Genomic DNA, 15,110 nt, shown 5'->3' on the forward strand with positions numbered 1-15,110 from the left:
CCTAGATCCAACCTATTCAGCTAAACCTTTGTTTTTCAACAAGTTTTAATCAACATCACCGCCGATGGATGTGCATTCTACAGCATTCCTCTCCCAATGCAACCTCTTTTTTAAAATTTAATTATATTTTCTTAACAAGTGATTATATTTTCTACAAAATCACTCTTTTTTCACGGTTAATTCACATTTTTTGTGCAAATATACTTTAGTAAACTGCTTTCAACTCTCGCTATAATGGCGTTATTCTGTTCGTACTTACTATTTATTTAATAAGACTAATATTCAGCTTTTATTCTAGGATGTTTTTATGCAGTACTCTCAACTTCTTTGGGTCAGTATGTTAAGTATTGGTTTAGCTGCACCCGCTTACGCCAAACAACCTGAGATTGCAGGCAATAAAATTGCTGACGATACTGCATTATCAACATCTGATAAGTTGTCTACCTCAAACGATAATAACCAGCCTTTAAACAACGATATTGCTAAGGCTTCACAACCAGCTTTAGAAAATTCAGTTAACACCAATGGATCTATCAAAGATTTAAAAAATTTAAAAATTGATAATTTCAAAGTCAATGCAACAGCAGCATTACCTGAAAATGAAAAAGATCCACTTCAACCTTTAAATAGACAAATCTACGCATTTAATGATGTTGTCGATCAAAATGTCTTGCGCCCTATAGCCGTGCAGTACGCTGATAAAGTTCCAGAACAAGTTAGAGATTCAGTACGTGGCTTCCGAGACAATTTGGGTGAGCCATGGAATGTTGTAAATCAGGTTGCTCAAGGTCGCTTTAAACGTGCCGCACAAACGTTTGGTCGTTTTACATTAAATACAATTACAACGCTTGGTTTCGCTGATCCTGCACGACGCTTATCTCTCCCAATGGAAGATGAGGATTTTGGAACTACTCTAGGCTATTACGGTGTCCCTTCTGGTCCTTACCTCGTTCTTCCTTTTATGGGACCAAGCACCCTCCGTGATACTGTTGGTCGCGTAGTAGATAGTCAGGCACGCCCTCAAAAATATTTACTCGATGGTCATGATCGCATCTATTATAGTGACTGGGCACTTAGCGCATTAGATACACGTGCTCAACTTTTAGAGATTGAACAAGTCTTGCAAGGTGACAAGTATGCAGCAATGCGTGATGCCTACTTACAACGAAAAAACTATGTTATTGCTGAAAAACGCGGTCTAGAAACGGGTTCTGGACTATTTATTGAAGATGATTTTTCAGATGATGAATCCTTCATGGATGAATCTATGGAATCCGAATAAAAGCCATATGTAAGTTAAAGTCTAAATCTTTTGTTTTTAGACTTTAACTTGGCGTTCGATATAAGTTCGTCTAAGATAGTTTTATAAATAAAGCATTTAGGATTGATTCTTTCATCTATGTATTTCATTCAACCCACTCGTGATATCCATCTTCTAGATAGCTTTCTAGAGGCTCTGCCGAGTTTACAAATGATTCATATAGATGATCTTCATCTTTACGATTCAACCATCATTGCCATTAGTGATGTTAATGATTTTCTACAATATAAATGGACCCTCCCTACGATCGTAATAGGTCATGCAGATGAGGGACTTCAACTCTCGCAAGCATGGGAACTTGGTGCACTCGCTGGCTGGATTTGGGATCGTCTTCCAAAAGACCTCGCAAAATCGATTGCTAAAATTGAAGCAAAATACAAACGTAATCAGGACAGCCGCGACCTGCCCTCCGCAGCCGAATTACAAAAAAAACTATTACCCAACCCAATCGACCTACTTAATTATAAAGTCGAGACTTTATTTCAACCGTCAGCTTACTTATCTGGTGATTGGTATGATTATTGGAAACTCAGTGATCGTGAAATCTTATTTTATCTCGCGGATGTTTCTGGACATGGTGTAACAAGCTCACTTCTTACCTCTTGGATGGCTGCATTTCACGGTAGATCGAAAACCCCACGAGAACTCCTCAAAAAACTTAATGGCATGCTTTTACAAGAGAACATCGAAAAGCATATTACAATGATTGCAGGCACATTGAATCTAGAGACCCACCAGCTTAAGTGGTCAAGCGCAGGGCATTACCCTCCAGCAATTATCTTTGAACCTAATCAGGATGCTCGCATCCTCAACACCAGCAGCTTTCCCTTAGGTCTTACTGAAGATCTCGAAATTGAAGAGTTTGAATGTACTTTGAATCGTGGAGCTCGTTTTATTATTTGCTCAGATGGTGCACTTGAACCTTTTGATGGTGGATTGAATGAACAATTTACACAATTGGTCTATCACTTGCAAAATCAATCATTCGAAGTTCCTGAACATGTTGCAGATGATATTGCGATACTCAGCTTCCAGCGTCTAAATTAAGTTAATAATCAGTAGTGTAGCTGTTTAGAAATCGATCTACGACTGAAGACTACTTGAGTATCGACTTGCGCTATGTGATAATTTTAGCATCCTTTCTGCAAATGGCATTTATATGTCAACAGGTCATGTTGAATATGCAAGCTTGGATGGTACGCACATTTTCAAACTCATTGGAGAAGTGCGCGCTCAATCTTGTATAAGCCTTGATAAATTATTATCTCGGATTGAACAACAACAAAACGTCGTAGGCGCAATTGTTGATTTAACCCAAACTACATTCATAGACAGTACTGTGCTTGGAATCCTCGCAAAACTAGGATTAAAGCTCAAACAAGTGCATCAAGTTCAAGCTGTTATGTTATCTACTAACCCAGATATCACTACACTTGCGAACAGTATGGGTCTTGGTCAGGTTTTCGTAATTTTAAACTATTGCGGAGATCCGAATGTGTGCACGCGCGCTTTATTGGACGAACACATCACACATAATGCAATGCTTTCAACTGTATTAGATGCTCATCGTACATTAATGAAATTAAATGCTGATAACCAAAATATGTTCGAGCCTTTGGTTAAACAATTAGAACAACAACAAGATACCATCGATCACAGCATCTGATATTCTCTTAAGCATACTGAGCGCTTAAGGAGAACCTCATGACAACCTTACTTTCTGTCACCCAAATGAACTCCCAAAATGATATTGAAAATAACTTTCAAGTCATTGAATCATTGTTAGCAAAAAGTAAGAATCAAGGGGCCTCCTTGATCGTTTTCCCGGAGAATTTCGTTTGTTTTGCGGCAGGCAAACAGCGTGAGACTGCTGAACGATTTGAAGAAATACAATCTCGTTTAGAACAACTTGCTCATCAATATCAAATGTGGATTGTTGCTGGGACACTCCCCTGTCCTTTTCGCCCAGACGGCACCATTGTGCCAGATGGTCGTGTCAGAACAACCAGTCTTTGTATTAGCCCTGAAAAGACAGAAGCACGTTATGACAAGATTCATTTATTCGATGTTCAAGTCGGTGATGCGGTAGGTGGATATCAAGAATCTAAGTTTTTTGAACCAGGTGATCAAACCGTCATTGCTAAAACTCCATTTGGCAATATTGGTTTAATGGTCTGCTATGACCTTCGTTTTCCTGAACTTGCTTTAAAGCTGCGCGCACAAGGCGCAAATATTTTAACAGCACCTTCTGCTTTTACTTACACGACAGGTCAAATGCACTGGCAATTACTTTTACAAGCTCGTGCCATGGATAGTCAATGCCAAGTTTTAGGCTCAGCTCAACAAGGGTGGCACGGTGAAAAAAGACAAACCTGGGGTCACTCTGGTGCTGCGAATTCTCGTGGTCAATTGTTAGATATCATCTCTGAAGAAGGTGCTCAAATGATTACAGTTCCGTTTGACATCGATGAACAGAAAAAAATTAGAGAATCGATGCCATTAATTCAGCATCGTAAACTTATTCAGCTTTGACCTGCTCACACATAAAAAATTGAATACTAAGCTTTACAAAATTACCGCTTATCATTCCTTTTAAATCAGAGAGTATAGATATTCACCTATACTCTATCTGGAAGGAATCATGTCATTAGAAAAAGTTGTTTATACCGCACATGCAAAAGCTACTGGTGGGCGTGATGGTCGTGCTACATCATCAGATCAAATTTTAGATGTTCAGCTCGCTGTACCAAAAGAAATGGGTGGTCCCGGTGGTGGAACAAATCCAGAGCAATTATTTGCTGCTGGTTATTCTGCATGTTTCTTAGGTGCGATGAAATTTGTTGCCAACCGCGATAAATTGAAAATCACACCAGATGCTTATATTGAAGGTGAAGTGAGTATTGGTCCTATTCCAACTGGTTTTGGAATAGCAGCCACTTTAAATATTCATCTGGAAGGCTTGGATAAAGAGCAAGCTCAAAAGCTAGTAGATGCTGCTCATATCGTTTGTCCATATTCAAATGCAACACGTGGCAATATTGATGTGACCTTGAATGTGATTGTTTGATCCAGTTGTTTCAATCCTAAAAATCACGCTGATATGCATATGGCATCTCAGCTTTTTTAGCGTTGTAGGTTAAATTCATGTTAGAACCCATTTAAAATCAGTTGTTTAACCATATAAAAAAAGCCCTTTCATCTCCGATTGGGCTCTTTTATTGAATCCTCAGCTTTCGGGCTTAATTTCAAATCAGCGCTTCTTCGTTTTATCGAGAATTATCAAATAATCTCTGAATCACTCCGCCGCTTCGTTTGTTACTCGAAGTACTTCCTCTAATGTGCTCTTACCTTCAAGCACCTTTCTTAACCCATCATCACGTATCGAACCTGACTGCTGACGAGCATAGTTTTCAACTTCAAACTCTGCAGCATTCCCATGAATCAGACGGCGCATTCCATCATCAACAGGGACGATTTCATAAATGGCGGTACGACCACTAAAACCTGTATGCGCACAATGTTCACATCCCTCTGGTTGAGGCAGATTGAGTGCAGTACCATCATGGACATTCTTAAAAATTTCTTTTTCAAAATCATCCGCGGCACGCCAACTATGACAATGCGAACACAAAGTACGAACCAATCGTTGCGCAATCACACCAATTAAAGAACTCGATAGAAGGAATGGCTCAATCCCCATGTCTTTTAAACGCGTCACTGCACCAATCGCAGTATTGGTATGCAAAGTCGACAATACCAAATGACCCGTCAAAGATGCTTGCACAGCAATTTCTGCAGTTTCTAAATCTCGGATCTCCCCCACCATTACCACATCTGGATCTTGACGAAGCATCGCTTTCAATGCACGCGCAAATGTCATATCCACTTTAGTGTTAACCTGGGTTTGTCCAATACCTTCAAGTTGATATTCAATTGGATCTTCCGCGGTCAAAATATTCTTAGATCCGTCATTTAAATCCGAGAGTGCAGCATAAAGTGTCGTCGTTTTACCAGAACCTGTCGGTCCAGTCACGAGAATGATACCGTGAGGACGATGCACTAATTGGGTTAATCGCTCGTAATCATCTTTCATCAGACCCAAATGGGTCATATTTAAACGACCTGCTTGCTTGTCTAAAAGACGCATTACTACGCGCTCACCATGTGAAGAGGGTAAAGTCGAAACACGGACATCCACCTCACGACCTGCCAGTCGTAAAGAGATACGACCATCCTGAGGTATTCGCTTTTCAGCAATATCAAGTTTTGCCATTACTTTAATACGTGAAACCAACAATGGGGCAAGTTCACGACGTGGTTGCACGATTTCTCGAAGTTGCCCATCAACACGTAAACGAACTGATAACTTTTTTTCAAAAGCTTCAATATGTATATCTGATGCACTCACTCGAATGGCTTCGGACAATAATGCGTTAATCAATCTAACAATCGGAGCATCATCTTCCTGATCCATCAGATCTTCTGCTTCAGGTACTTGATCAGCTAAACTTAAGAGGTCAGGATGATCTTCTAAACCAGCAGCCACTTGCTGAGACTCGCCTGTCTCACCAGCATAGCTTGAACTGAGTAACTGACTAAAATCTTGTTCAGTCGCCAATTGATATTGGGCCGTACGCCCCACGTAACGGCGTGCTTCTTGCAAAGCAACCAAAGCAGTATCTTGACGACGGACAATAAAAACTTGATCCCCTTCATAACGCAACAAAACGCCATGCTTTTTTGCAAAACTATACGGTATTTGTATTTGTTTAAGTACTTGCATAAGGGATGATAATCATGATTAAAATTACCTCGAGTGTACTCTAAGCATTTGACAGCGTGAAGACAGTTTTTTAATGAATTTATTTAAGGATATTCCCTATTGTCTCTAGATCAGAAACTTGAGCAAAACCCTTCGACTTTAAGATGGTGGGGTGAGCAGCATTTTGAACTCAATCAAGTGCGTGCTTGGCAATTTGGTTCATTGCTCTTTCGACTCACTCGTGGCTTACAAGAATGGCGCATGGAGTACTACCGTCCTCAAATTCAATACGACTACGAACAAAAGTGGCAGGAAATGGATGACCCCCATTTTTCATTTCCTCGTCCAGTACATGTTGAACGTTACATGTTCAGGGAAACTCACCCTAAAATTCAATTGATACCACGTCTTGCAGATCGATCTGTCGTGATCCGTCCTGTAGACCCAATTTACATTCCAGCTGGTCAACGTGGCACGCTTTATATTAGTACCCCTCTGTGGCTTTCAGGTTATGTCGAAAGTCAAAAAACCCCATTATTCGATATACCGGTCATTATGCCTAAAGATACATGGTTCGGTCCTGATCAACGCAGTGGTGAAATGTGTTACGCCACTTCAGTTGATGGTCGAACAGAACTCAAACAACTTCGTCCACGTGCATTTCGTGCAGTCACTCCAATTGACTTTCACAATGTCAGTGGACATCAACTCCGTTTCGATCGAATGAATGTACCTGTTCCTGCTCTACCTTTGTTTTATAGTGAAAGTACCGAGAGATTATGGACGTCACAAATTAAAGTCATTCACGAAGGGATGGATCGACCAGCACGTATTCGTATTGAAAATCGCACCCCACCATTGGCAGGTGATGTAATTTATGTCAATCCAGCACGTGCCCCAGGTAGTACTTTATTTAACATGTTTGATTCATTCTTCTAAGGGGGGCATATGGCAGATAGTCTTACCGGCACCATTGCTGATAGCCTCAAAAGTATATTTACCAATATCAATACGGATCGCCTAACTGAAATTATTATTGCGATTGTGCTTTGCTTTATTGGATTCCTTTTTGCTCGAGTCGTTTCCAATACTTTTGTGAGAACGATCGGTGCCAAATTTAATGCTCATCAGCGTTTGGTATGGCGGCGCGGTATTTTTTATTTTATTTTCCTCATCTTTGTGATGGCGAGTTTAAAAGAAGCAGGTTTTAAATTAAGTGTATTTCTAGGTGCTGCTGGTATCTTGACCGTAGCGCTGGGTTTTGCCTCCCAAACCTCTGCGACGAACTTGATTAGCGGTTTATTCTTGATTGGTGAAGGTTCTTTTGAAATTGGTGACACCATTCAAATTACGTTAATTCGTGGACATACCATCGAAGGCGAAGTGATCTCCATTGATTTACTGTCTGTGAAATTACTGACTCAAGATAATGTCTATGTCCGTTTACCTAATGAGCAATTAATTCGTGCTCCCGTACATAACCTCTCTAAATTCCCGATACGGCGCATTCCCATTACACTTGCAATCAACTTTCATGAAGACATCATTAAAGTACGAGAAGTTTTATTAAAGGTGGCGAACAGCTATCCTTTAGTGTTAGCAGATCCTAAACCTGCTGTGACGGTAACCGCATTCCGTGAATCTTCAATCGAATTGTTATTCGCCATTTGGTGCCAACAGGAAAACTTTTTGAAAGTACGTGATGAAATGCAAGAGCGGATTCGAAATGGTTTTGTTGATCACCATATTGAAATTCCTGTACCTAAAATGGGTTTTGTTGATCGCCCTCCACAACCCTCGTTGACAGATGAGGAAATAGACCAATACGCCAATGATAAGGAAATCAAAAGAGAGCCTAAATTATAATGAATTAAGGTTAATGCTTGATCTCAGGATCAAGCATTAGTTTCTTCTACTCGTTTTGCTCTGGCGCTCGGGCGATGTACGCAATAATCAACATTAATCCTCCTGCACCTAAAAATGATAAAACTCGACTTAGAGTGCCGATATGGGATAAATCTAACAACACCAACTTAAAAGTCACGATCGCCAAAATACTTGCACCAAACATCCATACCACTCGATTATGGATGACAGCGGCATATTTCATCACAATGAATGCCATGACCACCCACAATAATGTCAACGCCAATTGCACTGCTGAATCTTGCCAAATGATCCACTGGTTATAAGGTGTAGCAAAATAAAAATGTAAGGCTCTAAGAAGTACATAACTACTTACCCATAGCACAGCGAGTAAGATCAAGAATGCGCCAAGTGTTCGCTCTAGCCCCATTCTGATTTGACTGCGAAGCACTTGAATAAGCACCCACAAACCAGCCAGACTGACGACATCTATAGGATTTAAGATTGGGATAAAATATTTCCAAAAGGGTTCTACCACCCAAATTTGTGAGCTGACAATCCAGCACAATAATAAAATGAGGCTAGTCTTTGTTAACCAAAGCTTATTCAGATCTGTTGTTTTAGAAGCACTATAGCCATAAAGTATCAACGGTAAAAGCACAGCTCCCATCATAGGTGATATTGAAACTACACCCACACTCGCACAAGCTAAAGAAGTGAGTCCACCAAAGGCGATCCATTCATTTTCATACTGAGCATTTGAAATTGGTTTTAACCACAGATAGCTCAGGCCCAAACAAGCCAAGACAAACAAGCCTTGCTCACCAAATGACTGCCAGATGATGACTCCTTGAGTGTATTGATCGATCAGCATAATAGCTGCGAACAATACAATAGGAATCAGCCCCAACCATTTTGGTAATAACCATGACCATGAGACTACTTGGCGCGGTTGTAAGACTAAATTAGCAGCAAAATAAATCGCAGTTGTGAATGCAAGTGTGTAGATTAATCTCATCGGTTCACTAAAACTTTCCACACCTTGATAAAGCAGTAAAAGACTCGCAAAAAAAGAAAAAATAGACAGGAAAATTTTATCTGACAGTGTCAGCTGTTTTTGATAACGCATAACAACATTGGAGACCGCAATCGTAAGGATATAACTTAGACCTAGTAACCATGGGATGATATTTGGAATTGATGCTAACTCGATCAAATAGTATAAATACGAAAATAATCCAACTGCTAACAACGTATAACCTAATGTTCGCCCTACCCTAAACTCACGATGCAAGCCCCACATTAAAATAAGCAGTCCTTCAATGATCCACCCGATCACACTCCATGCTTGTGGAATCAAGATCGGCGGGATAAAACTTAGAAAAATAAAACCTAACATTAAATAATTTTGTTTAATCGCCGTATCAAATTTCGCGTGCTGCACAACTTTAAAAATCGCAAAGTGAGTCAATGCAAAACCCAAACACAAGGCAATTTGAACCGATGTTTGATCTAAATACATGAGATGTAAAAATGCATATGCGACCAAGGGACTGACATAAATCAATGCGGAGTCAATAATACGCTGACCTAAATGAGCTTGATTTTGATGTGTAGCGAGCTGGTTAAATCTAAAACCCGACCAAATAAATACACTCGCATGTGCAATAACTAGACAGGATAAAATGAATCTCTCTGCAACACCGCCATTCAAAAAGGCATAACCACCACCGATAACAATAATGAGCAGCAACGCTATTTGAGTGAGTATTTTCCATGGATGTAATGTACAAATTACACCTACAACACAATTGACCGCTAGATAATAAGACAGTAATTGAGCTGAGGAAAAATCTGCATGAGGTAATGTGAACGATGCAATATAAGCAACCAAAACTCCCATCAGGGAAAGCTCCACTGACCGCTGTTTTAAAATCAGCATGACCAACGACAGCATGCTCAAGCTGTAAAGCGTAATCGTATTAATGAGATTTAACAGATCATAGTGATAAGCAAATAGAATACTTAATAACAATCCCGCAAAACCCAGTCCTTGTAAAGCAAGACCAAAGCCGCGGTTTTTTTTCTGTATATGATAACCAAAGGCAACACATAGGACGGCGATGACAGCGACAGCCAAAAGTTTGATTGAAAGACTTAGGGTCCAATGCTCAACCATATATCTCAATAATAAGACGACCCCAATCACTAGGACGGTAATCGCAACTTTCAGTACAGGATTCCCATGAAAGATCCATCGTCTGATTTGCGCCCAACAACCCAAATCATTCTGCTGATTTATCTGGATTCCCTCTAAACCTTGTAAAATACTTGGGGTACTCGTCTGATCGTCTCGATCTAGTTTTATTAGCTTTTCCTGCAAAGCACCGATTTGAATTAATCGACCCTCAAGTTGTCGCAACCAGTTTAGAAAAAAATAAATCCAGAATGTTAAACCTAATCCAACCAACCATGTCCAATCGAACAAACTACCAATTAGTGCAAAAAATGATGAAATATATAAGGGCAATCGTGATGTATTCTGCTTCGAATAATGAGTCTGTTGCTCAATGTTGGTAAGCGGTTTTTCAACATGATGGGCATATTGCATAACACTTATGATGAATGCAGCAACACATAAAAACGTAATGATCGGCAACGCTAGAACCCAAGCACTGATCGCTACTATGATGAGTAGCATCAACCAAATCATTTTTATTTCACTATGTTGCTTCAGCATACACATCATTCCTTTTTAGCTAGATTGATGATACCTCAGCAAGAATTAGCATTTTGCGTTTTTCATCGCATATTCTGTACACTTGATTGCAAATCTTGTATCAGCGCAACTGCTGAAAATCACGTACAATAAAAAAGTTAATTGGATTAGGAACGTTTCAATGCCACCATTTGTCTTGGTCGATGGGTCATATTTTTTATTTCGTGCTTATCACGCACTACCACCGCTAACGACGTCAACAGGTTTACAAACCAACGCAATTCGCGGAGCTATTTCTGCTATCCAAAAATTAATGCGTCGTGTTCAACCTACACACATGGCTGTCATTTTTGACACACCTGAACCAACTTTCCGTCATCAACTTTCCCCAATATATAAAGGGGATCGACCGAGCATGCCTGACGAACTCGCTCAACAAATTCCATATTTACATAATTTAATACGCGCTTTAGGTATCCCACTCCATGCCATTCCAGGCGCGGAAGCCGATGATATCATCGGTACGCTGGCAAAACGTGCAGAAAAAGAAGGCTATCAAGTCTTGATTTCCACAGGCGATAAAGACATGGCTCAATTGGTCACGGACAAAGTGACACTTGAAGACAGTTTTAAAGACAAGCCCATGGATGTGAATGGCGTTTTTGAAAAGTTTGGTGTTTGGCCGAACCAAATTATTGATTATTTAACCCTCATGGGAGATGCCTCTGACGGCATCATGGGCGTTCCTGGTATAGGGGCAAAGACTGCGGCTAAACTGCTGAATGAATATGGTTCAATTGGCGGCATTCTTGAAAATGTAGATAAAATTAAAGGCAAAGTAGGCCAAAATATTAAAGACAATGCAGATGGTATTGCGCTAGATCATCAGCTAGCAAGTATTGTTTGTGACTTAGACATGAATCTGACCTATGATGATCTTAAACTCCGAGATCCAAATGTTGCAGAGTTACGTCAGCTTTACACCGAACTTGAGTTTAGAAATCAACTGCAGTCTTTAGATCATCCCAACAATCCAAATAGTGCTGCGTATAAACAATTGAGTCAAGTTGTCGCAAAACCGAGTACTGCAACGTCGAAAATCGAAGACCAAGCGGTTCAGACTAGTGTAGATGATCAGCTTGGCGAGGCAACTTACCATACCGTTTTAACACCAGCGGATTGGGAAAAACTCTTTCAAAGATTGACTACTGAGAAACGCTTTGCTTTCGATACTGAAACCACAAGTTTAGATTATCGTGTTGCAGAGATGGTAGGCTTCTCTGTGGCATTTGATGCCCAAGATGCATATTACGTTCCGCTTGCTCACGATTATGAAGGTGCTCCAGAGCAATTGGATCGCGACGCTATTCTTGCGCAAATCAAACCAATTTTAGAAAACGCTGAGATTGAGAAAATTGGTCATCATTTAAAATATGATGCTCATATTCTCGAAAATCATGGAATTCATTTACAAGGCTGGTACTTTGACACCATGCTTGCCTCGTACGTGCTCAATGCTGTGACGACGCGCCATGGTATGGATGACGTTGCGCGCGTTTATCTTAGCCACTTAACCACCACTTACGAACAAGTGGCGGGCAAAGGTGCTAAACAAAAAACCTTTAATCAAATTGAAATCGAAACAGCAGCGCATTATGCCGCTGAAGATGCCCATGTAACCTATCGTTTGTATGAGGTATTGGAGCGTAAGCTTAAAGAAATCCCAGAGCTTCTCAATATTCTTCATCAAATCGAAATGCCGACAGCTGCAGTTCTGACGACGATGGAAGAAAATGGAATTCAGCTCGATTTGAGTTTCCTCGATCAATTGGGTCAAGAATTTTCTAATACAATTCTAGAGTTAGAAAATCAGATTATCGAAATCGCGGGTCAACCTTTTAATGTCAGCTCACCTAAGCAGGTGGGTGATATTCTTTTTGATAAGTTAGGTTTAAAAGGTGGTAAGAAAACTTCAACAGGTCAATACAGTACCAGCGAAAGCATTCTTGAGAAAATTGATCACCCGATCGCTGCACTTATTTTAGAATATCGTGGCTTGTCTAAATTAAAAAGTACCTATACTGACGGTTTAATCAAACAAGCCAATAACGAAAGTCATCGTGTTCATACCAGCTACCATCAAGCTTTAACCGCAACTGGACGATTATCTTCTACTGATCCTAATCTTCAGAATATTCCAATTCGTGAAGAGATCGGTCGTCAAATCCGAAAAGCTTTTGTTGCACCTGAAGGTCGGGTTTTACTTGCTGCCGATTACTCACAAATTGAACTACGTCTTATGGCACATTTTTCACAAGATGAGGCTTTAGTTGACGCGTTTAATCACGGCCAAGATGTTCATCGCCGTACTGCTGCAGAAGTATTAAATATTGCTTTGGATGATGTAACCAATGATCAACGTCGCCAAGCCAAGGCAGTCAACTTTGGATTACTTTATGGCATGTCTGAGTTTGGTTTAACACGTCAGTTGGGATTCACACGCGAAGAATCTCAAAATTACATTAAACAATATTTCCATCGCTATCCTGGCATTTATGAATATATGCAACGCACACGACAAGTCGCATTAGAACAAGGCTTTGTTGAAACCATTACAGGACGACGCTTATACACCCCAGATATCGATGCACGCAATATGATGATTCGAAAGGCAGCTGAACGCGCTGCAATTAATGCGCCTCTTCAAGGTTCTGCTGCGGAGATTATCAAAATGGCAATGATCGAAGTAGATAAAATTCTACCTAAAGATCAGGCCAAATTATTATTGCAAGTTCACGATGAATTAGTGTTTGAGGTAGATGAAGCGATCGCTGACGAGATCGCTATTAAAATCGCAGATGCAATGCAAGGTGTTGTTCAACTCTCTGTGCCACTTGTTGTTGAAGTCGGCAAAGGGAAAAACTGGGGCGAAGCGCACTAATTTCTAAGATTCTTAGATTGTAAAAAAGGACTCAAATGAGTCCTTTTTTATGAAATTGTTTAAATCCACAATTTAGATTTAACCAATTGATTTCAACATGATTTCAGCAATATAAAGTGTAAAGAACGCAAGGATTGGAGAAAGATCAATCATCCCTAAATTTGGCATTACTTTACGGAATGGTGCCAACATCGGTTCAGCTAATTCTTGAATCACTTCAATATAGGGTGAACGTGTTTGTGAAAACATCAAAATCCAACTACATATGATGTAAGCGAACAGTAAATATTTAAGAATTGAAATTAATGCCTGCAACATTGAAAGTACTGTTGAACCAATAAAATACAATGCATCGCCTGTTGGTAAGGCATTTAAATATTTATAACCAAATACCTTAAGAAAATACAACAACACGATCAGCACTAAAGCTGCTAGATTTACACGCCCCTGTGCCACAGTTGGCAAGATTCGTCCAAACACATCTACAATTTTTGTTGCTTTCACTGTCGATAGCACAACAGGGTTATATGGACTGACTGCAGCCAATTGCATTAAAAAACGGAAAAATACCAATAAAATCGCAACATTAATGATAATGTCAAAAAATAGCGCAGAGTTCGCACCCATACTTCAATTTTCCTAAAATTTAGTTATTTAGAACTATCACTTAATTCCTGAGCGAGCTCCTGACTGCGTTTTTTTGCAGCCGCAAGAGCAGCTTGAATATTCTGTGAAATTTGCGCTCGATCAAAAACTTCCAAGGCCGCTTGAGTTGTACCATTTGGTGATGTCACATTTCTACGCAGTTCAGATGGCGTATTAGAACTGGTGATCGCCATTTGTGCAGCACCGAGAGCTGTTTGTAGCGTTAATGCTGTTGCAGTTTTCTCATCCAAGCCTAAATTTTTCCCAGCACGAATCATACTTTCCATCATATAGAAAAAGTACGCTGGACCTGACCCCGATACCGCAGTTACTGCATCAATTTGCTCTTCTGAGTTTACCCAAAGTGTTAAGCCTGTTGCAGCTAAAATCTGACTTGCCAATTCACGCTTTGCTTGGTCAACAACGTAATGAGCATATAAACCATGGGCACCTGTTTGAACCAATGCAGGTGTATTAGGCATGACACGAACGATAAACTCCGTCCCCGTTAATGCAGCAATCGTTGCAATTTCAGCCCCTGCTACAATCGAAACAATTAACTTATTCTCAAATTTACCTTTTAACGGTTTAAGGACTTGTGCCAGTACTTGTGGTTTCACCGCCAGAACAACAACATCAGCATTTTGGATCGCGTCTTCATTATTGTCTGTAACTTGAATTTCTTTTTCTTTTAATAACTCTCTCACACGTTCTACAGGATCGGAAACTGTAATACGCGTTGTTGGTAAACCACGACTAATCAACCCTCCAATTAGGGCTTGAGCCATATTACCACCACCAATGAAACAAATATTACAGTTTAACGCAACACTCATGAACGACTCTCAACCTTGAT

General features: G+C 40.1%; 12 protein-coding genes. 8 read left to right on the forward strand and 4 right to left on the reverse strand.

The annotated features are described in order from the left end of the window. Nucleotides 1–307 precede the first annotated feature (307 nt). The 5 genes from AC1M9P_RS10250 to AC1M9P_RS10270 all read left to right on the forward strand — a co-directional run bounded on the left by AC1M9P_RS10250 (nucleotide 308) and on the right by AC1M9P_RS10270 (nucleotide 4,388). Nucleotides 308–1,282, forward strand: a complete 975-nt coding sequence (locus tag AC1M9P_RS10250) for an MlaA family lipoprotein (protein WP_481587538.1) — start codon at nucleotides 308–310, stop codon at nucleotides 1,280–1,282. 117 nt (nucleotides 1,283–1,399) lie between these two features. Next, on the forward strand, nucleotides 1,400–2,368 hold the full coding sequence (gene gigA, locus AC1M9P_RS10255; protein WP_481587626.1) for an RsbU family protein phosphatase GigA: 969 nt from the start codon (nucleotides 1,400–1,402) through the stop codon (nucleotides 2,366–2,368). A 112-nt stretch (nucleotides 2,369–2,480) separates the two neighbouring features. Then, the gene (gene gigB, locus AC1M9P_RS10260; protein ID WP_035268529.1) at nucleotides 2,481–2,987 is read left to right on the forward strand and encodes an anti-anti-sigma factor GigB; all 507 of its coding nucleotides are present in this window, start codon (nucleotides 2,481–2,483) and stop codon (nucleotides 2,985–2,987) included. Between the two features lie 38 nt (nucleotides 2,988–3,025). After that, entirely contained in the window at nucleotides 3,026–3,853 is an 828-nt protein-coding gene (locus tag AC1M9P_RS10265; protein ID WP_481587539.1) for a carbon-nitrogen hydrolase family protein, read from the forward strand. Between the two features lie 109 nt (nucleotides 3,854–3,962). After that, nucleotides 3,963–4,388, forward strand: a complete 426-nt coding sequence (locus AC1M9P_RS10270; protein WP_179998598.1) for an organic hydroperoxide resistance protein — start codon at nucleotides 3,963–3,965, stop codon at nucleotides 4,386–4,388. 228 nt (nucleotides 4,389–4,616) lie between these two features. On the opposite strand, the gene gspE is transcribed toward AC1M9P_RS10270, so the two are convergent. Then, nucleotides 4,617–6,104 carry a type II secretion system ATPase GspE gene (gspE, locus tag AC1M9P_RS10275; protein WP_035268540.1) on the reverse strand — a complete coding sequence of 496 codons (1,488 nt, stop codon included), beginning with the start codon at nucleotides 6,102–6,104 and terminating at the stop codon, nucleotides 4,617–4,619. A gap of 99 nt (nucleotides 6,105–6,203) precedes the next feature. On the opposite strand from gspE, the gene AC1M9P_RS10280 reads away from it, so the two are divergent. Next, the gene (locus AC1M9P_RS10280) at nucleotides 6,204–7,022 is read left to right on the forward strand and encodes a hypothetical protein (protein ID WP_092768367.1); all 819 of its coding nucleotides are present in this window, start codon (nucleotides 6,204–6,206) and stop codon (nucleotides 7,020–7,022) included. Nucleotides 7,023–7,031: 9 nt separating this feature from the next. Next, on the forward strand, nucleotides 7,032–7,949 hold the full coding sequence (locus tag AC1M9P_RS10285) for a mechanosensitive ion channel family protein (protein WP_180028502.1): 918 nt from the start codon (nucleotides 7,032–7,034) through the stop codon (nucleotides 7,947–7,949). A gap of 46 nt (nucleotides 7,950–7,995) precedes the next feature. Here the strand turns inward: AC1M9P_RS10285 and AC1M9P_RS10290 are convergent, their stop codons facing one another. Continuing rightward, nucleotides 7,996–10,689 (reverse strand): DUF2339 domain-containing protein, encoded by a 2,694-nt coding sequence (locus AC1M9P_RS10290; RefSeq protein ID WP_481587540.1) that lies wholly within the window; start codon nucleotides 10,687–10,689, stop codon nucleotides 7,996–7,998. A 160-nt stretch (nucleotides 10,690–10,849) separates the two neighbouring features. Here AC1M9P_RS10290 and polA point away from each other — a divergent pair, with 160 nt between their 5' ends. After that, the gene (gene polA, locus AC1M9P_RS10295) at nucleotides 10,850–13,609 is read left to right on the forward strand and encodes a DNA polymerase I (protein WP_481587541.1); all 2,760 of its coding nucleotides are present in this window, start codon (nucleotides 10,850–10,852) and stop codon (nucleotides 13,607–13,609) included. 78 nt (nucleotides 13,610–13,687) lie between these two features. On the opposite strand, the gene AC1M9P_RS10300 is transcribed toward polA, so the two are convergent. Both AC1M9P_RS10300 and proC read right to left on the reverse strand, forming a co-directional pair. Then, entirely contained in the window at nucleotides 13,688–14,236 is a 549-nt protein-coding gene (locus AC1M9P_RS10300; protein ID WP_092768361.1) for a YggT family protein, read from the reverse strand. Nucleotides 14,237–14,259: 23 nt separating this feature from the next. Further along, complete coding sequence (proC, locus tag AC1M9P_RS10305) at nucleotides 14,260–15,090, reverse strand: pyrroline-5-carboxylate reductase (RefSeq protein ID WP_481587542.1); 831 nt, start codon at nucleotides 15,088–15,090, stop codon at nucleotides 14,260–14,262. Nucleotides 15,091–15,110 lie beyond the last annotated feature (20 nt).

This window comes from Acinetobacter sp. 25-47-122 (assembly GCF_056779695.1).

What these genes read in the sequence shown, in the direction of transcription:
- AC1M9P_RS10300 (WP_092768361.1), bottom strand. Translation starts at nt 14,236, where the DNA reads ATGGGTGCGAACTCTGCGCTATTTTTTGACATTATCATTAATGTTGCG.
- gigB (WP_035268529.1), top strand. Translation starts at nt 2,481, where the DNA reads ATGTCAACAGGTCATGTTGAATATGCAAGCTTGGATGGTACGCACATT.
- AC1M9P_RS10265 (WP_481587539.1), top strand. Translation starts at nt 3,026, where the DNA reads ATGACAACCTTACTTTCTGTCACCCAAATGAACTCCCAAAATGATATT.
- AC1M9P_RS10270 (WP_179998598.1), top strand. Translation starts at nt 3,963, where the DNA reads ATGTCATTAGAAAAAGTTGTTTATACCGCACATGCAAAAGCTACTGGT.
- polA (WP_481587541.1), top strand. Translation starts at nt 10,850, where the DNA reads ATGCCACCATTTGTCTTGGTCGATGGGTCATATTTTTTATTTCGTGCT.
- gigA (WP_481587626.1), top strand. Translation starts at nt 1,400, where the DNA reads ATGTATTTCATTCAACCCACTCGTGATATCCATCTTCTAGATAGCTTT.
- AC1M9P_RS10290 (WP_481587540.1), bottom strand. Translation starts at nt 10,689, where the DNA reads ATGCTGAAGCAACATAGTGAAATAAAAATGATTTGGTTGATGCTACTC.
- proC (WP_481587542.1), bottom strand. Translation starts at nt 15,090, where the DNA reads ATGAGTGTTGCGTTAAACTGTAATATTTGTTTCATTGGTGGTGGTAAT.
- gspE (WP_035268540.1), bottom strand. Translation starts at nt 6,104, where the DNA reads ATGCAAGTACTTAAACAAATACAAATACCGTATAGTTTTGCAAAAAAG.
- AC1M9P_RS10285 (WP_180028502.1), top strand. Translation starts at nt 7,032, where the DNA reads ATGGCAGATAGTCTTACCGGCACCATTGCTGATAGCCTCAAAAGTATA.
- AC1M9P_RS10250 (WP_481587538.1), top strand. Translation starts at nt 308, where the DNA reads ATGCAGTACTCTCAACTTCTTTGGGTCAGTATGTTAAGTATTGGTTTA.